The organism is Duganella sp. LjRoot269 (assembly GCF_964254095.1).
GTDB lineage: Bacteria > Pseudomonadota > Gammaproteobacteria > Burkholderiales > Burkholderiaceae_D > Rugamonas > Rugamonas hordei.
In genome coordinates, this window is the sequence record NZ_CAXUSL020000001.1 from 4,771,873 (window position 1) to 4,792,553 (window position 20,681).

A 20,681-nucleotide genomic window follows, 5' to 3' on the forward strand; every position below is an offset into this window, starting at 1 on the left:
TCAGGAATACAAACTATGCGCAAGACTATAGGCTTTCTGGCTGTTTGCTTCACGGTGTCCGCTTTTGCGGCGGAACCTTTCGACGACAAGTTCCGTCAACTGGACGAGATCCTGCCGACCGCGAACTCCTACCGCACCGCTTCCGGCGCCCCTGGCGCCGCCTACTGGCAGCAACGCGCGGACTACAAGATCCGCGCCACGCTGGACGAGGCCAAGCGCGCCATCAGCGGCAGCGAGGATATCCACTACCACAACAACTCGCCCGATACGCTGAGCTACCTGTGGGTGCAACTGGACCAGAACATCTACAAGAAGGATTCCGACGCGCGCATGATGCTGACCCAGCCCTCGCGCGAAGCGTGGGCCAAGCCGCGCAATCCGGAAGACGGCTACAAGTTCGAAGGCATGCGCGGCATCCTGGCCGGCCGTGAATTCGACGGCGGCTTCAATATCAAGAACGTCACCGCCGGCGGCCAGCCGCTGAAGTACACCATCAACCGCACGATGATGCGCATCGACCTGCCGACGCCGTTGAAGCCTGGCCAGAGCTACGCCTTCAATATCGACTGGTCCTACAACATCAACGAACAACTGGTGCTGGGCGGCCGTTCCGGCTACGAGCACTTCGAAGAAGACAAGAACGACCTGTTCGAGATCGCCCAGTGGTACCCGCGCATGGCGGCCTACTACGACGTGATGGGCTGGCAGCACAAGCAGTTCCTCGGCTCCGGCGAATTCACGCTGGAATTCGGCGACTACGACGTGCAGCTGACCGTCCCGGCCGACCACGTCGTCGGCGCCACCGGCGAACTGCAGAACGCCAACGACGTATTGACCGCGACCCAGCGCGACCGCCTGGCCAAGGCCCGCACCGCCACCGCGCCAGTCGTCATCGTCACGCAGGAAGAAGCCGAGAAGGCCGAGAAATCGGTCAGCACCGCCGCCAAGACCTGGCATTTCAAGGCCTCCAACGTGCGCGACTTCGCCTGGGCCTCCAGCCGCAAGTTCATCTGGGATGCGCAGGGCTTCAAGAAGGACGCCACCAACGTGATGGCGATGTCCTACTATCCGAAGGAAGGCAACCCGCTGTGGGGCAAGTACAGCACCCAGGCCATCATCCACACCATCGACCAGTACAACAAGTACAGCTTCGACTTCCCGTACCCGACCGCGATCTCGGTCAACGGCCCGGTCGGCGGCATGGAATACCCGATGATCTCGTTCAACGGCCCGCGTCCGGCCAAGGATAAGAAGACCGGCGCCGTGACCTGGTCGCAGCAGACCAAGTACGGCCTGATCGGCGTGATCATCCACGAGGTGGGCCACAATTACTACCCGATGATCATCAACTCGGACGAGCGCCAGTGGACCTGGATGGATGAAGGCCTGAACACCTTCGTGCAGTACCTGGCCGAGCAGGCATGGGAAGACGGCTACCCGTCGCGCCGTGGCGAGCCACGCAACATCGTCGACTACATGCGCAGCCAGAACCAGGTGCCGATCATGACCAACTCGGAGTCGCTGCTCCAGTTCGGCAACAACGCCTATGCCAAGCCGGCCACCGGCTTGAACATCCTGCGTGAAACCATCCTGGGCCGCGACCTGTTCGACTACGCCTTCAAGGAATACGCGCGCCGCTGGAAGTTCAAGCGCCCCACCCCGGCCGACTTCTTCCGCACCATGGAAGACGCTTCCGGCACCGACCTTGACTGGTTCTGGCGGGGCTGGTTCTACACCACCGACGCGGTCGACATCAGCATCGACGGCATCAGCGAATACGGCGTGAACACCAAGGATCCGGAAAAGGAAAAGGCCTGGAAGAAAGCGCAGAAGGACGCGCAGCCGATTTCGCTGTCCGAGCAGCGCAACAAGTCCCTGCCTAAACGCCTGGACGCGCATCCCGAACTGAAGGACTTCTACAACGAGCACGACGAGTTCACCGTCACCAACAAGGACCGCAACACCTACGCCGAGGCGATCGAGAAGCTGGAGCCTTGGGAGAAGAAGCTGCTGGATCAGGGCAAGCACCTGTACCTGGTGGACTTCTCCAACCTGGGCGGCATGGTGATGCCGCTGGTGCTGGAGATTGAACTGAAGAGCGGCAAGAAGTACATCGAACGCGTGCCGGCCGAAGTATGGCGCTACTCGCCGAAGAAGATCACCAAGCTGATCGTCACCGACGAGCCGATGGTGGGCCTGGTGCAGGACCCGTACTGGGAGACCGCCGACATCGACACCAGCAACAACGCCTGGCCACGCAAGGTAACGCAGTCGCGCGTCGAGCTGTTCAAGACCGAACGCGATCGCAACAACCTGATGCGCGACTTCAACACGCCGCTGAAGGGCAAGGACTCCAAGGGCGCCGACAAGGGCTCGAAGGAACCGGCGGCTGAATGATGTTTCGTTCCATGCGACTTATTGCAGCAACCGTGCTGGCCTTGGCCGGCACGGCGGCAAGCGCCCATAATTTTCACATGGGCATAGCCGACATCAGCTACAACGAGCGCACCGGCAGCACCGAGATCGTGCACACCTACACCGCACACGATCTCGCCACGCTGCTGACCAATCTCTACGGCCGCAGCTTCGACCTGGGCCAGCCGGACAGCGAACAGCCGCTGCGCCGCTACGTTGAAAAACAGTTTTACATCGAAGGCCCGGACCACAAGCACCTGCCGCTGCAATGGGTAGGCATGAAGGCCGACGCCGACAGCGTCGTCATCTTCCAGGAAATCAAGGGCGTAAAGCTGGCCCCGGCCGCTCGCATCCACAACGCCTTGCTGATAGACTTCCAGCCATCGCAAAAGAACACAGTCAACCTGCAAGCCGATGGCCCTATCCAGACTCTCATCTTCGATCAAGGCAGCATCGATCAAACCACCCGTTAAAAGGCTGCTGCCGCTGGCGTTGCTGGCGATAGGCGTGGCGCATGCCGATGATATCCTGCAGAGGGTGATCGTCGACGGTTCGCGCGCCAACCAGCTCGGCGTGGCCGACGCGGCCAGCGCCGGCAGCGTGTCTCAGCAGGAGCTGGCCGCGCGCACCGTCTATCGTCCCGGCGAAATCCTCGAAGCGGCGCCCGGCCTGATCGTCAGCCAGCACAGCGGCGAAGGCAAGGCCAACCAGTTCTACCTGCGCGGTTTCAACCTGGACCACGGCACCGACCTGCGCACCACCGTCGACGACATGCCCGTCAACCAGCGCAGCCACGCGCACGGCCAGGGCTGGACCGACCTGAACTTCCTGATCCCGGAACTGGCGGTGCGGCTCGACTACAAGAAAGGCCCCTACTCCGCCGAGGAAGGCGATTTCGCCTCGGCCGGCACGGCATCCGTGGTGTATGCGAACCGCCTGCTGCAAGGCGTGGCGACGGTGTCCGCCGGCCAGCACGGCTACGGCCGCGCGCTGCTGGCCGATTCCATCGAAGCCGGCAACGGCAGCCTGCTGTACGCGGTCGAAGCGCTGCACAACGACGGCCCGTTCACGCATCCGGACGACTATCAGAAGCTGAACGCCGTGCTGCGCTACAGCGAAGGCTACGCCAACAACGGCTTCAACGTCAGCCTGATGGCCTACCGCGCCGATTGGAACTCGACCGACCAGATCCCGCTGCGCGCCGCGCAGGACGGCCAGATAGGCCGCAACGACGCCATCGACCCGACCGACGGCGGCAAATCGCATCGCTACAGCCTGTCCGGCGCCTGGCGCCGCACCACCGACGACAGCGCGTCCAGGGTCAACGCCTACGTCATCGCCAACCAGCTGGACCTGTATTCCAACTTCACCTACTTCATGGACGACCCGGTGCACGGCGACCAGTTCGCGCAGCCGGACAAACGCGTCACCAGCGGCCTGAATGCGAGCCACAGCTGGCACCATCACTCGGACACCGGCAACAGCGAGACCACCATCGGCCTGCAACTGCAAAACGATAACATCTTCAACGGCCTGCTCAGCACACAGGCGCGCAAGACGCTGTCGGTCACCCGCGAAGACCACATCGTCGAATCCAGCGCCGGCTTGTATGTCGAGAACAGCACGCGCTGGAACAACGCCTTCCGCACCGTGGCCGGCGCCCGCGTCGACAGCTACCGCTTCGACGTGCGCAGCGACCTCGCCGCCAACACCGGCAAGGCCAGCGACCATCTGGTCAGCCCCAGCCTGAGCCTGATCTACGGACCGTGGCAGACGGCCGAACTGTATGCCAACGTCGGCAACGGCTTCCACAGCAACGACGCGCGCGGCGCCACCATCCGCGTCGATCCGAAGACCGGTGACGCCACCGGCAAGGTCTCGCCGCTGGTGCGTTCGCGCGGCATGGAGCTGGGCGCGCGCAGCACATGGCTGCCGGGCCTGCAAACCTCGTTGTCGGTGTACCGCCTGGATTTCGATTCGGAGCTGACCTATGCCGGCGATGCCGGCACCACCGAAGCGGGACCGCCGAGCCGCCGCTACGGCGTGGAATTCTCGAACTATTACAAGCCGCTGAAATGGCTGTCCATCGACCTGGACCTGGCCTATGCGCGCGCCCGCTCGCGCGGCGATCTGCCGGAGGGGAGCTACATCCCCGGCGCCATCGAAGGTACCGGCCAGCTGGCGGTCACGGTCGATGATGGCGGCCCCTATTCTGGCTCGTTGAAGCTGCGCTTCTTCGGCCCGCGTCCGCTCATCGAGGACAACAGCGTGCGCTCGAAGCAAAGCCTGACGCTGAACGGCCGCCTGGGCTGGAAGATCAAAAAGGGATTGACGCTGGAGTTGGAAGCCTTCAACCTGACCAATCGCCGCGACTCCGCCATCGACTACTACTATGCGTCGCAGCTGAAGGGTGAAGTGGCGCCGGTCGACGACATCCACCTCCACCCCATCGAATCGCGCTCGCTGCGCGCGACCCTGATCAAGAACTTTTAACGCGGCTCGTTCAGCATCGGGAAACCGCGCTGGTGCCACACCGGGTAAGCCGGCGACACGTCGCTGGCCGCTTCCAGCAGCGCGTTCTGCTCGGCCGTCAGGCGCCAGCCGGTGGCGCCGATGTTATCGATCAGCTGCCGCTCGTCGCGCGCGCCGATGATCACGCTGGAAATGGTCTTCTTCCCCAGCAGCCAGTTCAGCGCCACCTGCGGTATCGTCTTGCCGGTCTGCTCCGCCACCACATCCAGCGCGTCGACGATTTTGAACAGCCGCTCCTCCTCGAAATGCGGGCCGGTGCCGGCGATGTCGTGCGCGCGGGTGCCGGGCTTGGCCGGCTGGCCGCGACGGATCTTGCCGGTCAGCTTGCCCCAGCCCAGCGGACTCCAGACCATCGCGCCCACGCCCTGGTCGGCCGCCAGCGGCATCAGCTCCCACTCGTAATCGCGGTTCAGCAGCGAGTAGTAGATTTGATGCGCGACGTGGCGCGGATAGCCGTAGCGGTCCGACACGGCCAGAGACTTCATCATGTGCCAGCCGGAGAAATTGGAACCGCCGATGTAGCGCACCTTGCCGTCGCGGACCAGTTGGTCGAGCGTGGCCAGCGTTTCCTCGACCGGCGTGTTGTTGTCCTGTCCGTGCAATTGCAGCAGGTCGATGTGATCGACTTCCAGCCGCTGCAGGCACTGGTCGACCGCGTCGATCAAATGCTGGCGCGAGGAGCCGAAATCGTTGGCGCCTTGTCCGGTGGGGAAAGTGACTTTGGTGGAGATCAGCAAGCGGTTGCGCTTGCCCTTGATGGCCTGGCCCAGGATCTTCTCCGCCAGACCGTCCGAATAGACGTCGGCGGTATCGAACATCGACACGCCGTGTTCAAGGCAGACGTCGATCAGGCGGGAGGCGCCGCCGGCGTCCGTGCTGCCCCAGGCTTTGAAGAAGTCGTTGCCGCCTCCAAAAGTGCCGGTGCCAAAACTAAGTTCCGGCACGCGCAGACCGGATTTTCCGAGACGATTGTGCTCCATCACCACCCTCCAAAAGAAACGCGCCACGGCAGGGGTGGCGCGTTGGTTCTGGATTGTAGCGCGGGCTGGAAAATCCTGCCGCGCGCGGTTCGTATCCTATCCCCGGATCAGAACTCTTCCCACTCGCCGCTGGAGGTGGCGGCGGCGCTGGACTTGAGTTTCTGCGTCGCTGCGGGAGCCGGCTTGGCGGCCGGCTTGGCGCGCGGCTTGGGCAGAGTGGCAACGGTGGCGGTGCGCACCGGACGTGCAGGCGCGGGCGCAACGTAGGCGGCATGCGAGGCATTGATCTTGAACGCGCTGACCGCGCGTTCCAGCGTATCGGCCTGGTCGCGCAGGGCTTGCGCGGCGGCGGCGGTTTCTTCCACCAGCGCCGAGTTCTGCTGCGTGGTTTCGTCCATCTGCGTCACCGCCGAGTGCACCTGGGCGATGCCGTCGTTCTGTTCCTGCGTGGCGGCGCTGATCTCGCCGACGATGTCGGTCACCTGCTTGATGCTGGCGACCACTTCCTGCATCGTGGTACCGGCCTGCTCCACCAGCTTGGTACCGGAACCGACCTTCTCCACCGAGTCGTCGATCAGCGCCTTGATTTCCTTGGCCGCCGCAGCCGAGCGTTGTGCCAGGTTGCGCACCTCGGTCGCCACCACGGCGAAGCCGCGACCCTGTTCGCCGGCACGCGCCGCTTCCACGGCGGCGTTGAGCGCCAGGATGTTGGTCTGGAAGGCGATGCCGTCGATGACCGAGATAATGTCGACGATCTTGCGCGACGATTCATTGATCGAACCCATGGTGATCACCACCTGGTCCACCACGGTGCCGCCCTGCGCCGCCACGTCCGACGCCGAACGCGCCAGCTGGTTGGCCTGGCGGGCGTTGTCGGCGTTCTGGCCGACGGTCGAAGTCAGTTGTTCCATGCTGGCGGCGGTCTGCTCCAGCGCCGCGGCCTGCGACGAGGTGCGCTGCGACAGGTCGCCGGTACCGGCCGCGATCTGCTGCGAAGCCGAGCCGACGGCGGTGGTCGAGGCACGCACGGTGTCGATGACGCCGGCGATCTGCTCCAGCAGCTTGTTGAAGGCGACCGCCGTGTGGCCGACTTCGTCCATGCGTTCGATCTTGATCTGGCGGGTCAGGTCGAGCGACTGGCTCACGTCTTCCAGCGTGTCGCGGATCGATGCCAGGCTGCCCTTGATGATGACATACAGCTGCCAGGCCAGCGCGCCGGTGACCAGCAGGCCCAGGACGATCACGCTCACCATCAGGCGGAAGGCGAAGTTGTAGGCCGCGATACTCTCGTCGCGCACATTGGCGATCAGCTTGTTGTTGTATTCGATATGGTCGTCGAAGCCCTTCTTGACGGCGGCGGCGGACACCGCCAGCGGCGTGCCGGCCTGCAGCGTGGCGCGCACGGCGTCCATGTCGCCGGCATGGGCGCCGGCCACGAATGAAATCAGCGCCTGGCGGTAGGCGGCCATGTTGGCGCGGTCCGCGTCCAGCATCTTGCGGTCAGTCTCGTCGAAGATGTTATTTTTTTCATAATTATTGAGAATCTCGTCGAACTTGGCGTGGGCATCGTTGTATGCCTTGTCCAGCGCGGTCTTGTCGGCCAGGTTGGAGAACACCGACAGGCGATAGCCGGCCAGGCGGCTGTCGGCCAGCGAGCCCTTGGCCAGGTTCAAGCCGGCGATGCTGGGGATCAAGCGGGTCTGGACCATATCCAGGCGCTGCTGCGCGCGCGACAACTGGGTCAGTCCGGTAATGCCAACGAATATCAGCGCTAGCAACGCCAACGACAGTGTCAAAATCAAGCGCTTTGTAATAGTCATGGTGACTTTTCTCATGAAAGTGATGGAGGAGCTGGCCATCTGTGCAGCCTGAACGCAGTATAACGGAACAGTGTTACCGCTAGATAACTATGAACAGATTTACGCTGCATTGCACCCAAAATGCAACGCATGCATAAAGCATCCGACTCAGGCCTCAGACTTAAGCCGCATACACGCGGAAGCCGTGCGTGCCGTCGCGCGCCAGTTGCGCGACCAGCCCGAACTCCCAGTCGAGGTAGGCCTGCATCGCTTCGGCGCGGTTGTCGGTGCCTTCGTAGGGACGGCGGTAGCGGTCGATCAGCGGCGAGGCCAGCCTCGTCGTGCCGGACGCCAGTGGCAGGCCGGCGCCGGCCCAGGCATCGGTTCCGCCGGCCAGCACCAGCACCGGCAGGTCCGTCAATGCGCGCAGGTCGGCCGCCGCATGGCACGCCAACCTGCCGCTGCCGCTGGCAAGCACGTAGCGCCGCGCGCCGGCAGGCAACTTGTGCAGCGCCGCATCCAGGTCGGATCGCAGCGCGAACCAGGCGCCGGGAATGTGGCGCTTCTGATAACCGGCGCCGGACTGAAAGTCCAGCACGACAGTATCGTCCGGCGCCTCGTCCAGCCATTTCGACAATGTTACGGCGTCGACCTGTTCCACCACCGGCTGCGGCGGCAGCTCGGCGGTCCACGCCGTTGTCAGATTGAAGTCGCCTGCCCGCAAGCCATCGACCACATACACCTCATGGTTCATCTGGCGCAGCCAGTGCGCGGTCAGGTTGGCGCGCACACCGTCGCTGTCGGCCAGCACGATGCGCGCGCCGCGCACCGGCGCGAACTGCTCGGTTTCCTGCACCAACTGGCCGCCGGGGGCCGAGCGGAAATGCGCCAGGCGGCCGTGGCGAAACTCCTCGGGACTGCGGATATCAAAGTAGTAATTGGTCCTGGAGGCATCGGCAAACAGCGCCGCCAGCTGCCCGGGCGCGAGACGCAGCACGCCGGTGCGGTCGGCCAGCGCCCTGGCCGACCGGGCCGCCGCCGCGCGCGCGGCCTCGGACACGGCCGGATAACTGCGCGACTGGCCGTGCTCAAGCCGTTGCCGCGCCAGCGTCCAGCCTATCGTGCCGTTGCGCAGCGCCGCCACCGGATTCGGCACGCCCGCATTGATCAGCGACTGCGTGCCGATGATGCTGCGGGTGCGGCCGGCGCAGTTGACGATGATGCGGGTGGCCGGATCGGGCGCCAGCTCGCGCACGCGCAAGGCCAGTTCGGCGCCCGGCACGCTAATGCTGCCGGGGATGCTCATGGTCCGGTACTCGTCATAGCGGCGGGCGTCGAGAATGACGATATTCTCGCCACCGTCGATCAAGGCCTGCACTTCCTGCGCGGCCAACGACGGCGTGTGCCGTTCGGCCTCCACCAGCTCGCCGAATGCCTTGCTGGGCACATTCACGTCGCGGAACAATTCGCCGCCATCGTTATGCCAGCCGGCCACGCCGCCGGCCAGCAACGACACATCGGTATAGCCCAGCCGGCGCAAGCGGTCCGCCGCCACCGCGGCCAGCCCTTCGCCGCCATCCAGCAGCACGACAGGCACGTCACGGCGCGGCAGTTTGGTGTACGCGTCCAGCTCGATGCGGCCCACAGGAAAATTGGCGGCGAACAGCGGATGGGCCTGGGCGTGCGGGTCTTCCTCGCGCACATCAAGCAGCGCGATTTCGCGTCCGGCAAGCAGTTGCTCGCGTACTTGCCGCGTCGTGCGGAGAGGGAAATCTGAATTCTTGGTCATGGGTTCGATGTTAAACCGGCCGGCGAAGCGGCCACACTAATTAATCCGCATATTCAAATACGAAACCATTCGTTCGCCTGCGCGCGGGGCAATCCTACAATCATACGATACCCAAACCAGGAAAGCCTTTCATGACCACGCAACGCCGCACCATTCTCTCTTTGCTTGCCCTGCTGCCGCTGGCCGCCCTGCCCGCGCGGGCGCAAAAGCCCGCGGGCACGCTGCGCATCGGCTACCAGAAATCGTCGACGCTGCTGACCGTGCTGAAAGTGCGCGGCCAGCTGGAACAGGACCTGGCGCCGCTGGGCGTCAAGGTGAGTTGGCACGAATTCTCCAGCGGCCTGCCGCTGCTGGAAGCGCTCAATGTCGGAGGCGTCGACCTGAGCGCCGACGTGGCGGACACGGTGCCGGTGTTCGCCCAGGCGGCCGGCGCGCAGCTGACCTATTTCGCGCAGGAGTCGCCATCGCCGTCGGCGCAGGCGATCGTGGTGCGCGCCGATGCGCCGTTCAACAGCGTGGCCGACCTCAAAGGCAAGAAGATCGCGCTGACCAAGGCGGCGGGCAGCCACTACCTGCTGATCGCGGCGCTGGAAAAAGCGGGATTGCGTTTCAAGGACATCGAGCCGGCCTACCTGACGCCGGCCGACGGCCGCGCCGCCTTCGAACGCGGCAGCGTCGCCGCCTGGGTGACATGGGACCCGTATCTGGCCGGCGTGCAGCGCCAGTCGCCGGTGCGCATCCTGGCCGATGGCCGCAACATCGCAGACTACCAGCGCTACTACCTGGCCTCGACCAGCTACGCCTTGGCGCATCCCGACGTGCTGGCCGTCGTCTTCGACGCCTTGCGCAAGACCGGAACGTGGGTAAAGCAATCGCCCAAGGAAGCGGCCGAGCTGCTGGCGCCGGCCTGGGGGCTGGATGCGAAAACCGTGGAACTGGCCAACAGCCGCCGCAGCTACGATGTGCGTCCGGTGTTGAAGGAAGCGCTGGGAGAACAACAGCGCATCGCCGACGCCTTCTTTGGCGAAGGTCTGCTGCCGCGCAAGCTGGACGCCACGGCGGTGCCGCTGTGGCGCAGATAGTTTTCAGTACAGATGAGCAGGTATGCGATAAACGTGGGCTAGCGTACAGCCGGCAAGGGGCATGGAAGTCAGAATGAGGTCATGGATATCTCACGCCTCCGCCGCAAACCGCCCGCCGCAGCCTATGCCCTGCATCGGCAAATGGCGGCCGTCAGGCGCAGCATGTCCGCCGCTACGGTCGAGGAATCGATGATGGCGAACCGGTGGGCGGTCGCCTGGTACAAGCTGGTGCAACGCAAGCTGGATGAGCTCCAGCAGGCACCCAGGTATCTGCATTAGGCGGCGACATAGCAGCCACCGGCGCGTTGCTCCATGGCGCCGCGGTCGAGCACGACGACGGTGCCGCGGCGATATTCGATCAGGCCTTCTTCCTGCAGCTTGCCGGCGCAGCAGGTGATGCTTTCGCGGCGCACGCCGAGCATGTTGGCGATCATTTCCTGGGTTACCTTCAATTCGTTCGACTGCGAGCGGTCCAGGCGTTCCAGCAGCCAGCGGCACAGGCGCTGTTCGATGCTGCCGTGACGCACGCCGGCGACGGTTTGCGCCAGCTGCGCAAACAGCGCGCTGGTATGGCGCATCAGTTGCTGGGCCAGCGCGCCGCCGCCGAAGAATGCCGTGCGCAGCACCGCCCCCTTGATGCGGTAGCCGTAGCCGGCACTTTGCACCACCGCCGAGCAGTTGGCGCGTTCGGTTTCATACATCGATACGCCGACCACGCCTTCGCGGCCGACCACGGCGATCTCGCTGGCGCCGCCGTCTTCCGTCACAAACTGCAGCGAGACGATGGCGTTGGTGGGGAAGTACGCGTAATCCATCTTTTCACCGAAGTCGAACAGGTGCTTGCCGGCGGCCAACGGCACCAGTTCCAGGTGCTCGAACAGGCTGATCAACTCCTCGCGCGACAGGGCACGCAGCAGCTCGTTCTGCTGGGCGCCGATCAGGCTGACGGCCGGGTTGACGCAGATCTCCGCCTGCATATTGGGTACGGCGTTACTGGATACGGAAGTACGGGTTGCTTGGTACATGGCGAGCCTCTATAGGTTGCAGATCGTTACCGACCTGATGAACACACTATATGCCCGCTATGTGCGCTGTACCCTAGGACGCCGTATGCGGCATATGTAGGTTAGTAACATAACACTATGTGGTCCCAGTCCTACGAGAATGACGCGCCGGCGTCAGCGGATCTCGATCTGGTAGCGGAAGCCTTCGGCCGGGCCGCGCGAGCGGCGCCACTCCAGCGGCTGGCGGTCGTAGCCGAACGCCAGCCGCTCGATCACCACCACCGGCTGGCCGGCCTTGAGCGACAGCGCCGCCGCGTCGCGGGCATCGGCCGCATCGACGGTCAGCGTTTCCTGGGCCGACGCGATCACCACGCCGCAGCGCTCCTCGTACATCGGGTACAGCAGATCGCCGAACTGCTCCGGCTCGATTTTCAGCAGCGGCGCGAAAGGAGCGCGCGGCAGCCAGATCTCCTCGATCAGCACAGTCTTGCCATCCACCAGCCGCAAGCGATCCAGGCGTATCGCCTGCGCCGTCTTCGGCAGTCCCAGCGCGGCGGCAACGGCGGCCGGGGGCGGCGCCAGGCCTCGTTTCAGCACGCGTCCCTGCGGTACCTGCCGCGGATCGCCGTTGATCTGATGACGGAAGAAGCGGAACAGCGAGGCGTCGAACGTCGGCCTGCGCACGAAGGTCCCCCGCCCCTGATTACGCTCCAGCAGGCCGTCGGCCACCAGCGTTTCCACCGCCTTGCGCACAGTGCCGATCGCCACGCCGTACATCCTGGTCAGCTCGGTCTCGGTGGGTATCGCCACGCCGACCTGCCATTCGCGGCGCGTGATCCTCGCCACCATATCGTCGCGCAGGCGCTGGTACAGGGGCAGGCGGTCGTCGTATTCCAGTTTGATGGCATTCATGGATTGCTCTGTATGACTATAGATATGAATATCCATACTTTAGCATACCGATTCTTGTTGACAGGTTTTAATCCGGGGCCTAAGATTCATTTAAACATATATATGTTTAAATGAATAAAACAAGGAGACGCACATGTTTAGCTGGTATCGCCAGGTGTCCAAACTCGAACGCAAGACGTTCTGGGCATGTTTCAGCGGCTGGGGGCTGGATGCCCTGGACGTGCAGATGTTTACACTCGCCATTCCCGCCCTGATCGCGGCGTTCGGGCTCGACAAAACCCAGGCCGGCTTGATCAGCGGCGTCACGCTGGTGTCGTCGGCGTTGGGTGGCTGGTTCTGCGGCGCGGTGTCCGACCGCATCGGCCGCGTGCGCACGCTGCAACTGACCATCCTGTGGTTCTCCGTATTCACCTTTCTCTGCTCGTTCGCGCAGACCTTCCCGCAACTGCTGGTGCTCAAGGCGCTGCAAGGCTTCGGCTTCGGCGGCGAATGGGCGGCAGGCGCGGTGCTGATGGCCGAGACCATGCGCAACGAACATCGCGGCAAGGCCATGGGCACCGTGCAGAGCGCGTGGGCGGTCGGCTGGGGCGGCGCGGTCATTCTTTATACGGTGCTGTTCTCGTGGCTGGCGCCGGACATGGCCTGGCGCGTGATGTTCGTCATCGGCCTGCTGCCGGCGCTGCTGGTGGTCTATGTGCGCCGCTCGATACCCGAACCGGAACGCCGCGCCGCCCCGCCGGCAAGCGCCGACAGCGTGCCGCTGGTGGGCATCTTCTCCCCCGCCCTGCTGAAAACGACGTTGCTGGGCAGCCTGCTGGGCATGGGCGCGCACGGCGGCTACTACGCGCTGATGACCTGGCTGCCCACTTATCTGAAGACCGAACGCCAGCTGTCCGTGCTGAGCACCGGCGGCTATCTCGCCGTCATCATCATCGCCTTCTGGTTCGGCTGCATCACCAGCGCCCAGCTGCTGGACCGCATCGGCCGGCGCCGCAACGTCGCCCTGTTCGCCCTCTGCTCGACGGTGACGGTGCTGATCTACTTGATGATACCGTTGACGAACATGGAGATGCTGGTGCTCGGCTTCCCGCTGGGCTTCTTCGCGGCCGGCATACCGGCCAGCCTGGGGGCGCTGTTCAACGAACTGTATCCCGCCCATATCCGCGGCGCGGGCGTGGGATTCTGCTATAACTTCGGGCGTATCGCCTCGGCCGGTTTCCCGGTGCTGGTCGGCTACATGAGCAAGTCCATGCCGCTGGGCGAGGCGATCGGCATCGACGCCGCCATCGCCTACGGCCTGGTGGTGCTGACGGTGCTGATGCTGCCGGAAACCCGCGGCCGCAAGCTCGACGCCATTCCAGCCTGAGGAGGCCAGCATGAACCGCCGCCAGTTTCAATCAGCCGCCTTGCTGGCTACACTCAGCGCCTGCTCCATTTTCAAGAGACCGACCACCATGTACGCCATCGACTGCCACGCGCATGTCTTCCTGCACAACCTGCCGATGCCCGACAAGCGCCGCGCGCCCTCCGGCTACGACGCACCGCCGGAACAGTTCCTCGCGCTGCAGGACGCCAACGCCGTCACCCACGGCGTCATCGTCCAGCCCAGCTTTCTCGGCACCGACAACAGCTATCTGGTCGACGTATTGCGGCGCTATCCGCGGCGCCTGCGCGGCATCGCCGTCGTCAAGCCCTCCATCGCCGACGAGGAGCTCGACGCGCTGCATCAGGCCGGCGTGATGGGCATACGCTTGAATCAGGTGGGTTTGGCCGCGCCGGACTTTGCCGCGCCCGCGTGGCGCAGCCTGCTGCAGCGCCTGCGGCAGCGCGGCATGCAGGTCGAGGTGCATCAGACCGCCCGCGAACTGCCGCCGCTGCTGGCGCCCTTGCTCGACGCCGGACTCAATGTCGTCGTCGACCATTTCGGCCGCCCCGATCCGGTTCTCGGCATCGACGATCCGGGTTTCCGCTACCTGCTGGCGCAGGGCGCATCCAGGCGGCTGTGGGTCAAGCTCTCGGGGGCATATCGCAATGGCGCCAACGGCTGCGGCGAGGCGGTGGCGCTGCAGGCCATGCCGCTGCTGCGCGAGCACCTGGGCCTGGAGCGGATGATGTGGGGCAGCGACTGGCCCCACACGCTGTTCGAGAAGACCGCCAGCTACGCCGGGCAACTACAATTGCTGGCACAGTGGCTACCGGACGAGCAGGAGCGCCGGCGCGTATTGTGGGATACGCCGGCGCAACTATTCGAATTTACACCTTGAATTTGAAGCGGGACGCTTCCTCGACCAGCCGTTCGTCGCGGCTGCGCAGGCGCCCGGGATTGCGCCGGTGTTCCGGCTCGGCCACCACGCGCTGGATCACTTCCTCGGGCACGCCACGATGGCTGAGGTAGGCTGCGGCGCTGTCGGCACCTTTACGGTCGGCAACTTCGATGCCGGCTTCGACGACTTCGGCGCCGACGTAATCAGGGCGGAAAGTATGGGTGGTGGACATCGCAGCCTCCGGGCCAGTGGATATGGTAAGACACCATTCTGCGATTGTATAGCAGCCTTTACCGTGCGTTGTAGCACTCTGGGAAAGAAAGCTGTTCCCATGTGCGCCAGTGCACGGTGCGCAATGGCGCAAGCTGGCAGCATGATGGCACTAAAGCACTCTTTTTTAAATACCATCATGCAAGCCCAGACCAAGACCTCAGATTACCGCAGCCTCCGCACCATCAATCCGCAGCATGCGCCGGAAGTCCGCTTCTGGGCAAGGGAGTTCGACGTGCCGCCGTCCAAGCTGATCGAGGTGGTGCGCGAGGTGGGCCGCAACGTCGGCGAAATCCGCAAGCGCTTCGAACAGTAACTTATTGCGCCGGCGACGGCACGCCCTGCGGCGCCTGGCCGCCGTGCGGTATCAGCCAGCCGCTGTCGGCCAGCCAGTCGGCCAGGCGGTCCGGCCAGTGCACGTCGGACAGCCGCTCCGAACGCTGGCCCATGTTGAAGGCGTGGTCGGTCTCCGCATACATGTGCAGCTCGGCCGACACGCCCGCCGCCACCAGCTGCTGATACAGGGCTATGGCCGGCGGCGCGCAGCACTTGTCCACCGATCCCGCGACGATGAAGGCCGGCGGCGCGTTCTGCACGGCCTTGGCCGGCACGCCCAGCGGGCCGGGATAGACCAGCACCTGGAAGTCCGGCCGGGCGCTCAGTTTGTCGATGGCGTCCGCCGTGCCTGCCGGCGCCGGATTGTCGGCCACCAGCGACACCAGCTCGCCGCCGGCCGAGAAGCCCATGATGCCGAGCCGGTTCGGATCGATCTTGTACTCCGCCGCATGCGCCCTCACCCAGCGCACCGCGCGCCGCAGGTCGGCCGCCGCATCGTTCTCGATGCTGTAGCTCGACCCCTGGTCGCGCGCCAGCCGGTACTTCAGCACGAAGGCGGTGACGCCGGAACGGTTCAGCGACTTGGCCGCCACCAGCCCCTCGTTGTTCCACACCAGCATGCGATGGCCGCCGCCCGGCACCACGATCACGGCGGCGCCGTTGGCGTGGCGCGGATCGGCCTTGACCACGGTCAGCGACGGATCGTGGATATTGCTGACGTAGGTGTTCTGCACCGTCTCCGGCTCGTTGTGGCGCTTCTCCGACCCCGGCGCGCCGTTGGGCCACAGTTGAACGGTCTGCTGCGCGCCCGCCTGCGCGCACAACAGCAAGAGCGCCAAGCCGAATTTGTTAATGCCCATTGAAGCCTCCCGCGGCGTAAAGGGTATGGTGAGTCAGCATGAACAGCGTACCATCGCCGTCACCGCCGAAGATCAATTGCAGCGGACGTTCCGGCACATCGATGCGGCCGATCTCCTTGCCGTCCGGCGCGTAGACGAATACCTGGCCGTTGGCCACGTAGACGTTGCCGGCCTTGTCCACGGCCACGCTTTCGCCGCCCCGGTTGGCGACCTGTTTCAAGTCGCCGATGCCGCCGCCCTGCCCGATCACACCGCTGAAGGTGCGGTTCTCGGAGCCGTTGGTGAACACCACGCGGCCGTTGGCGCCGGCCGCCACCAGGCCATGCGTGTCGAGCGTGTCGGAGAAGCGGTAGCCGAGGTGATTGGCCGGGCCTTGCTGGAACACGCGGTAGGCCGGCATCACCAGGCTGCCGTCCGGCGACACGTACTCGCGCTTCTTCGGCAACGCCACGTCGCGGGCGAACATCTCGGCCAGCGTGGTGAACTCGTAGGTGTCAGGGTTCAACTGGTCGCGGAACTCGCCGTTCTGCCAGAAGTTGACCGGTACCACGGTGCGTGCGCCAGCGTGGGCGGTGACCGGCGTCGGCTTGATCAGCGTCAGCGGGCCGGCCGGCTGGTCCGGGTGGAACGAGTAGACCGTGCCTTCGGGACCGTGCGAGGACAGCACCATCAGCGCGCCGCTCTTGTCGAAGGCCAGGTTGATCGCATCCAGCGGCGCGTCGCGCACCACCATCATGCCGTCGGCCTTGGACCAGCTGTAGATGCGCTGGAAGCGGCGGTCCACGAAATAGAGCTTGCCCTTGGCGTCGACCGCCGCACCGGCGATCGAATAGAAATCGCCTTCGAGCTTGTCGACCTTGACGCCGGCGCCGACGCCTGCTCCAGCCAGGGCTGGCGCGGCGGCGGCGGCGGGACCGGAGGCGCCGATATCCAGCGAAGCGAACTCGCGTTCGCGCACTTCCAGCTTGTGCGTGACGTCCTGCATGGCGTTCTCATACGGGTACTTGGTAACGCGCAGATAGGTGTCGCAGCCGTTGTCGTCGCAGGTGGCGTAGCCGCTCTCGCCGTTGACGTGCACGTTGCGGAAGCGGATGCCGCTGGAATTACTCAGCTTGACCGCCGACGGCGCAGGCTTGATCGAACGCGTGACGCGGTAGGCATGGTAGTTGGCGAACAGCAGATTCTTCGAATTGCGGATCTCCAGCGACACCGAGTCCATCCCGTCGCGCACTTCCTCCTCGGTTTGCGGCGCCAGGAATTCCCAGTTCTCCACGCCGTCCAGCACGATCTCGGCGCGGATGTGGTGTTCGGCCGACAGTTCGTACACCTTGCCCGGCGTCTTGGTGTTCGACACGTAGAAGCCCGCCTGCGCGAAGGTGCTCGGCGTCCAGCAGGCGACGAAGGTGCCGCCACCGCCGTCGGTCACCCAGATGCTCGGGTACTGGCGGTCCCAGTGTGCGGTCGGATCGAAGTCGGCCCGCTTCTGGTAAGGGTCGCGGCGCGTGCCGTCATACAGGCGCGTGCCGTGGCCGCCCTGGATGCGGATGTCGTCGACCAGCGAATCGGCGCCAGCCTTCCACAGCAGCGCCGTCGCGCGCGGGTTGACTTCGCCGGTGGCCAGGCCGAAGCCGGTGACGATGGCGTCGCCGCCCTTGGCGCTTTCCAGCAGCGCTTTCGGGCCATCGACGCCGGCGTACAGCGGCGAGCCGTTCGGCAGCACCAGCTGCGTCAGGCCCGGATGCAGGCCGATGAGCACCGTGTCCGGCTTCATGCGGATGGTGTCGTTAACGACGTAGAAGCCCAGCGGCAGATACACCACGCGCTTGCTGTCGATGGCCTTCTGGATCGCCGCCGTGTCGTCGGCCACGCCGTCGCCGACGGCGCCGAAGCTGCGCACGTTGGCCCATTCGGTACTTGGCGGCAGCGTGCGCATGACCTGGCGCGGCGCGGCCGGCAAGGCTTTCAACGGTTCCATCTTGATGCTGGTGGCGAACTGCCCGGTGCTGCCCAGGCCGGGCAGCGCCAGGCCGTAGCTGAATTCCCTGACCGCGTAGGTAGAACCCGTGCCGGCGATGGTCTTGCCGCTGTCGCGGAAGCGCGCGAACACCGGCGTGTTGCGGGCCACGGCGTGGTCGAAGCCGACCTGCGTGTAGACGTTGCCCTCGTTGCTGATGACCACCGCCGCCTTCGACACATTCTCGAAGCGCACGTCCTTGCCCCACAACCAGTCGCCGTAGCCGCGGTCGATCTCGATGCCGACCGGCGTGTTGCGGATGCTGGTGTTGATCAGCGTGAGCCCCGCCTCATGCTCGCGGATGGCGGCGTCGCGCTGGCCTTCGAAGGTCGAGTCCATCAGCGTGTACTGCCATGCCGGCGACGTCTTCTCGGACAGGATGCCGTAACGGCCGCCGTAGAATTTCAGGTCGAAGCTCTCGTTGCCGACCTGGTAGATGCCGGCCAGGCCGGAGCCGATATGGAAGTCGATATGGCTCAGGTAGGAGTGCTGCGCCGTGCGCAGGCGCACCGCCGCAGCAGCCGGATTGCCGTCGCCGATCTCGAAATCGACGTTGCTCAGCGCCGAATAAAACGTCGACGAGTTGGCGTCGCGCACCTTGTCGCTGAACGGCACGGCGCTGGCCACCGGTACCGGCACCTTGCCCACCGTGTACTGGTCGCCGCCGGTGAACACGATCATGTTGCCGACGCCCTTCTGGAAACCCGGCGTGCGCGCGCCGAGCACGAACACCGGCCGCGTCGGGCCGACGCCGTACAGGCGCACTGATAGCGGTACCAAAATTGAGCGAGAAATGCGGTACCGGCCCGATGGCAGGAACACCACGCCGCCCTCGCCTTTGTTGGCGGCGCTGGTGACGGCCTGCTGGATGGCGTCGGTGTCGTCGGCCACGCCGTCGCCCTTGGCCTTTACTTTCACGGCGCGCGGGTCGTCCGGCATGGTCTGGTAGGCGGAGATCGACGCGGCTTGCACAGCAAGCGGCGCGCACAGAACGGCGACCGCGGCAACGAGCGCGCGGGTCATTGGGAGTTTCATCATTTGTTATCCAATCAAGGCGGAGAGGAGCAACACGAAAATCAGTCCGAAGACGCCGACCAGCGTCTCCATCAAAGTCCACGAGCGGAAGGTGTCCTTCAGCGACAGGCCGAAGTATTCCTTGAACATCCAGAAGCCGGAATCGTTCACGTGGCTGCACATCAAGCTGCCGGCGCCGATCGCCAGCACCATCAAACTCGGATCGATGCCGGACGACTGCACCACCGGCGCGACGATGCCGGCCGCCGTCAGGCCGGCCACGGTGGCCGAGCCCAGACACACGCGGATCAGCGTCGCCACCAGCCAGCCCAGCACCAGCGGCGGCACCGGCAGGCTGCCGAGCTGCTTGCCCAGTTCGGTGCTGACGCCGGAATCGACCAGCACCTGCTTCAGCGCGCCGGCGCCGGCGATCACCAGCAGGATGGGCGCGATGTCGCGCAGCGCATCCTGGGCGCCGGCCATCAGCTTGGGCAAACTCTGGCCGCGCGCCAGCCCCAGCGTGACCACGGCGGCGGCCAGCGCGATCAGCATGACGATCATCGGATTGGCCAGGAAGGCGATCAGCGACTTCAGCAGCGGGCTGTCCACCGGCACCAGCGTCAGCGCGGTGGCGGCGGCCAGCAGCCACACCGGCAGCAGCGCGGTGGCGAAGCTGTTGAACACGCCAGGCAGTTCGGCCTCGTCGCGCAGGCCGGTGCGGAACAGCGGCGCCGGCTCGCTATGGATGCGTTTCAGGCTCATCGCGAACACCGGCCCGGCGATGATCAGGGTCGGCACGGCGACGATCAGGCCGTAGAACAGCGTGCGTCCCATGTCGGCATGGAACTGCGCCACCAGCGCCGTCGGCGACGGGTGCGGCGGCAGGAAGCCGTGGGCGATCGACAGCCCGGCCAGCAGCGGAATGGCCAGCGCCACCGCCGGCCGTCCGCTCTGGTACACCAGCGAGAACACCAGCGGCACCAGCAGCACGAAGCCGACGTTGTAGTACAGCGGTATGCCGGCCACGAAGCCGGTCAAGGTCAGCGCCACCGGCATGCGGGCCGAGCCGAACACGCCGATCAGATAGCTGGCGATGCGCTGGGCCGCGCCGCTGTCGGCGATCAGCTTGCCGAACACGGCGCCCAGGCAGACGATCACGATCAGCGAACCGAGCAGGTCGCCTATGCCCTTGTCGATGGACTTGTGAATGGCGTCCAGCGGCATGCCCAGCAGCAGCGCCGCGACCAGCGCCGCCACCACGAACGCCAGCAGCGGCTGTACCTTACCCCAGGCGATCATCAAGGTCAGCAGTCCGACCGACAAGGCCACGGCCAGCATGCTCCACGCGGCGGGCGTCATTCCGAAGAACGACGCCAACGGACTAATCATAGTAGTCATCACCCGGACGGC

Annotated in this window: 17 protein-coding genes; 8 read left to right on the plus strand and 9 right to left on the minus strand. The window is 65.1% G+C overall.

Going from position 1 to position 20,681, the window contains the following annotated elements:
• Window positions 1-15: 15 nt before the first annotated feature.
• Genes ACSQ3S_RS21330 through ACSQ3S_RS21340 form a run of 3 tightly spaced genes read left to right on the plus strand, consistent with a single transcriptional unit; the run spans window position 16 to window position 4,908 of the window.
• Window positions 16-2,397 carry a M1 family metallopeptidase gene (locus tag ACSQ3S_RS21330; protein WP_436143676.1) on the plus strand — a complete coding sequence of 794 codons (2,382 nt, stop codon included), beginning with the start codon at window positions 16-18 and terminating at the stop codon, window positions 2,395-2,397.
• 11 nt (window positions 2,398-2,408) lie between these two features.
• Window positions 2,409-2,888 carry a DUF6702 family protein gene (locus tag ACSQ3S_RS21335; protein ID WP_436143677.1) on the plus strand — a complete coding sequence of 160 codons (480 nt, stop codon included), beginning with the start codon at window positions 2,409-2,411 and terminating at the stop codon, window positions 2,886-2,888.
• Window positions 2,830-4,908 carry a TonB-dependent receptor gene (locus tag ACSQ3S_RS21340; protein WP_436143678.1) on the plus strand — a complete coding sequence of 693 codons (2,079 nt, stop codon included), beginning with the start codon at window positions 2,830-2,832 and terminating at the stop codon, window positions 4,906-4,908. The genes ACSQ3S_RS21335 and ACSQ3S_RS21340 overlap by 59 nt, the downstream gene beginning before the upstream one ends.
• Here the strand turns inward: ACSQ3S_RS21340 and ACSQ3S_RS21345 are convergent.
• The 3 genes from ACSQ3S_RS21345 to ACSQ3S_RS21355 form a co-directional block, all read right to left on the minus strand.
• Entirely contained in the window at window positions 4,905-5,927 is a 1,023-nt protein-coding gene (locus tag ACSQ3S_RS21345) for an aldo/keto reductase (RefSeq protein WP_413448621.1), read from the minus strand. The genes ACSQ3S_RS21340 and ACSQ3S_RS21345 overlap by 4 nt on opposite strands.
• Window positions 5,928-6,034: 107 nt before the next feature.
• A complete protein-coding gene (locus ACSQ3S_RS21350) occupies window positions 6,035-7,747 on the minus strand; it encodes a methyl-accepting chemotaxis protein (RefSeq protein ID WP_436143679.1) in 1,713 nt (570 codons plus the stop codon).
• 160 nt (window positions 7,748-7,907) lie between these two features.
• The gene (locus ACSQ3S_RS21355; protein ID WP_436143680.1) at window positions 7,908-9,515 is read right to left on the minus strand and encodes a rhodanese-like domain-containing protein; all 1,608 of its coding nucleotides are present in this window, start codon (window positions 9,513-9,515) and stop codon (window positions 7,908-7,910) included.
• Window positions 9,516-9,646: 131 nt separating this feature from the next.
• Between ACSQ3S_RS21355 and ACSQ3S_RS21360 the strand changes: the two genes are divergently transcribed.
• Window positions 9,647-10,597, plus strand: a complete 951-nt coding sequence (locus ACSQ3S_RS21360; protein ID WP_436143681.1) for an aliphatic sulfonate ABC transporter substrate-binding protein — start codon at window positions 9,647-9,649, stop codon at window positions 10,595-10,597.
• Window positions 10,598-10,678: 81 nt separating this feature from the next.
• Window positions 10,679-10,876 carry a hypothetical protein gene (locus ACSQ3S_RS21365; protein WP_436143682.1) on the plus strand — a complete coding sequence of 66 codons (198 nt, stop codon included), beginning with the start codon at window positions 10,679-10,681 and terminating at the stop codon, window positions 10,874-10,876.
• Here the strand turns inward: ACSQ3S_RS21365 and ACSQ3S_RS21370 are convergent.
• Both ACSQ3S_RS21370 and ACSQ3S_RS21375 read right to left on the minus strand, forming a co-directional pair.
• Window positions 10,873-11,574 carry a Crp/Fnr family transcriptional regulator gene (locus ACSQ3S_RS21370; RefSeq protein WP_436145060.1) on the minus strand — a complete coding sequence of 234 codons (702 nt, stop codon included), beginning with the start codon at window positions 11,572-11,574 and terminating at the stop codon, window positions 10,873-10,875. The genes ACSQ3S_RS21365 and ACSQ3S_RS21370 overlap by 4 nt on opposite strands.
• Before the next feature lie 201 nt (window positions 11,575-11,775).
• Window positions 11,776-12,513 carry a GntR family transcriptional regulator gene (locus ACSQ3S_RS21375; RefSeq protein ID WP_353404646.1) on the minus strand — a complete coding sequence of 246 codons (738 nt, stop codon included), beginning with the start codon at window positions 12,511-12,513 and terminating at the stop codon, window positions 11,776-11,778.
• Window positions 12,514-12,646: 133 nt separating this feature from the next.
• Here ACSQ3S_RS21375 and ACSQ3S_RS21380 point away from each other — a divergent pair, with 133 nt between their 5' ends.
• Complete coding sequence (locus ACSQ3S_RS21380; protein WP_436143683.1) at window positions 12,647-13,879, plus strand: MFS transporter; 1,233 nt, start codon at window positions 12,647-12,649, stop codon at window positions 13,877-13,879.
• Between the two features lie 10 nt (window positions 13,880-13,889).
• A complete protein-coding gene (locus ACSQ3S_RS21385; RefSeq protein WP_436143684.1) occupies window positions 13,890-14,777 on the plus strand; it encodes an amidohydrolase family protein in 888 nt (295 codons plus the stop codon).
• Here ACSQ3S_RS21385 and ACSQ3S_RS21390 read toward each other — a convergent pair.
• The gene (locus ACSQ3S_RS21390) at window positions 14,767-15,009 is read right to left on the minus strand and encodes a hypothetical protein (protein WP_176651517.1); all 243 of its coding nucleotides are present in this window, start codon (window positions 15,007-15,009) and stop codon (window positions 14,767-14,769) included. The two genes, ACSQ3S_RS21385 and ACSQ3S_RS21390, sit on opposite strands and share 11 nt — an antisense overlap.
• Window positions 15,010-15,186: 177 nt before the next feature.
• On the opposite strand from ACSQ3S_RS21390, the gene ACSQ3S_RS21395 reads away from it, so the two are divergent.
• A complete protein-coding gene (locus tag ACSQ3S_RS21395) occupies window positions 15,187-15,363 on the plus strand; it encodes a DUF3606 domain-containing protein (protein ID WP_436143685.1) in 177 nt (58 codons plus the stop codon).
• A 1-nt stretch (window position 15,364) separates the two neighbouring features.
• Here ACSQ3S_RS21395 and ACSQ3S_RS21400 read toward each other — a convergent pair whose 3' ends face one another.
• The 3 genes from ACSQ3S_RS21400 to ACSQ3S_RS21410 are packed head-to-tail and all read right to left on the minus strand — an operon-like array spanning window position 15,365 to window position 20,669.
• Entirely contained in the window at window positions 15,365-16,243 is an 879-nt protein-coding gene (locus ACSQ3S_RS21400) for an alpha/beta hydrolase (RefSeq protein ID WP_436143686.1), read from the minus strand.
• Complete coding sequence (locus ACSQ3S_RS21405; RefSeq protein ID WP_436143687.1) at window positions 16,233-19,295, minus strand: glycosyl hydrolase family 28-related protein; 3,063 nt, start codon at window positions 19,293-19,295, stop codon at window positions 16,233-16,235. The genes ACSQ3S_RS21400 and ACSQ3S_RS21405 overlap by 11 nt, the downstream gene beginning before the upstream one ends.
• Before the next feature lie 3 nt (window positions 19,296-19,298).
• Complete coding sequence (locus ACSQ3S_RS21410) at window positions 19,299-20,669, minus strand: gluconate:H+ symporter (protein ID WP_436143688.1); 1,371 nt, start codon at window positions 20,667-20,669, stop codon at window positions 19,299-19,301.
• Window positions 20,670-20,681 lie beyond the last annotated feature (12 nt).

Coding starts and splice junctions, on each gene's coding strand:
- ACSQ3S_RS21370 (WP_436145060.1), bottom strand. CDS start 11,574: ATGCAGGCGGAGATCTGCGTCAACCCGGCCGTCAGCCTGATCGGCGCC.
- ACSQ3S_RS21405 (WP_436143687.1), bottom strand. CDS start 19,295: ATGATGAAACTCCCAATGACCCGCGCGCTCGTTGCCGCGGTCGCCGTT.
- ACSQ3S_RS21395 (WP_436143685.1), top strand. CDS start 15,187: ATGCAAGCCCAGACCAAGACCTCAGATTACCGCAGCCTCCGCACCATC.
- ACSQ3S_RS21345 (WP_413448621.1), bottom strand. CDS start 5,927: ATGGAGCACAATCGTCTCGGAAAATCCGGTCTGCGCGTGCCGGAACTT.
- ACSQ3S_RS21355 (WP_436143680.1), bottom strand. CDS start 9,515: ATGACCAAGAATTCAGATTTCCCTCTCCGCACGACGCGGCAAGTACGC.
- ACSQ3S_RS21390 (WP_176651517.1), bottom strand. CDS start 15,009: ATGTCCACCACCCATACTTTCCGCCCTGATTACGTCGGCGCCGAAGTC.
- ACSQ3S_RS21380 (WP_436143683.1), top strand. CDS start 12,647: ATGTTTAGCTGGTATCGCCAGGTGTCCAAACTCGAACGCAAGACGTTC.
- ACSQ3S_RS21365 (WP_436143682.1), top strand. CDS start 10,679: ATGGATATCTCACGCCTCCGCCGCAAACCGCCCGCCGCAGCCTATGCC.
- ACSQ3S_RS21410 (WP_436143688.1), bottom strand. CDS start 20,669: ATGACTACTATGATTAGTCCGTTGGCGTCGTTCTTCGGAATGACGCCC.
- ACSQ3S_RS21360 (WP_436143681.1), top strand. CDS start 9,647: ATGACCACGCAACGCCGCACCATTCTCTCTTTGCTTGCCCTGCTGCCG.
- ACSQ3S_RS21400 (WP_436143686.1), bottom strand. CDS start 16,243: ATGGGCATTAACAAATTCGGCTTGGCGCTCTTGCTGTTGTGCGCGCAG.
- ACSQ3S_RS21350 (WP_436143679.1), bottom strand. CDS start 7,747: ATGACTATTACAAAGCGCTTGATTTTGACACTGTCGTTGGCGTTGCTA.
- ACSQ3S_RS21375 (WP_353404646.1), bottom strand. CDS start 12,513: ATGAATGCCATCAAACTGGAATACGACGACCGCCTGCCCCTGTACCAG.
- ACSQ3S_RS21385 (WP_436143684.1), top strand. CDS start 13,890: ATGAACCGCCGCCAGTTTCAATCAGCCGCCTTGCTGGCTACACTCAGC.
- ACSQ3S_RS21340 (WP_436143678.1), top strand. CDS start 2,830: ATGGCCCTATCCAGACTCTCATCTTCGATCAAGGCAGCATCGATCAAA.
- ACSQ3S_RS21335 (WP_436143677.1), top strand. CDS start 2,409: ATGCGACTTATTGCAGCAACCGTGCTGGCCTTGGCCGGCACGGCGGCA.
- ACSQ3S_RS21330 (WP_436143676.1), top strand. CDS start 16: ATGCGCAAGACTATAGGCTTTCTGGCTGTTTGCTTCACGGTGTCCGCT.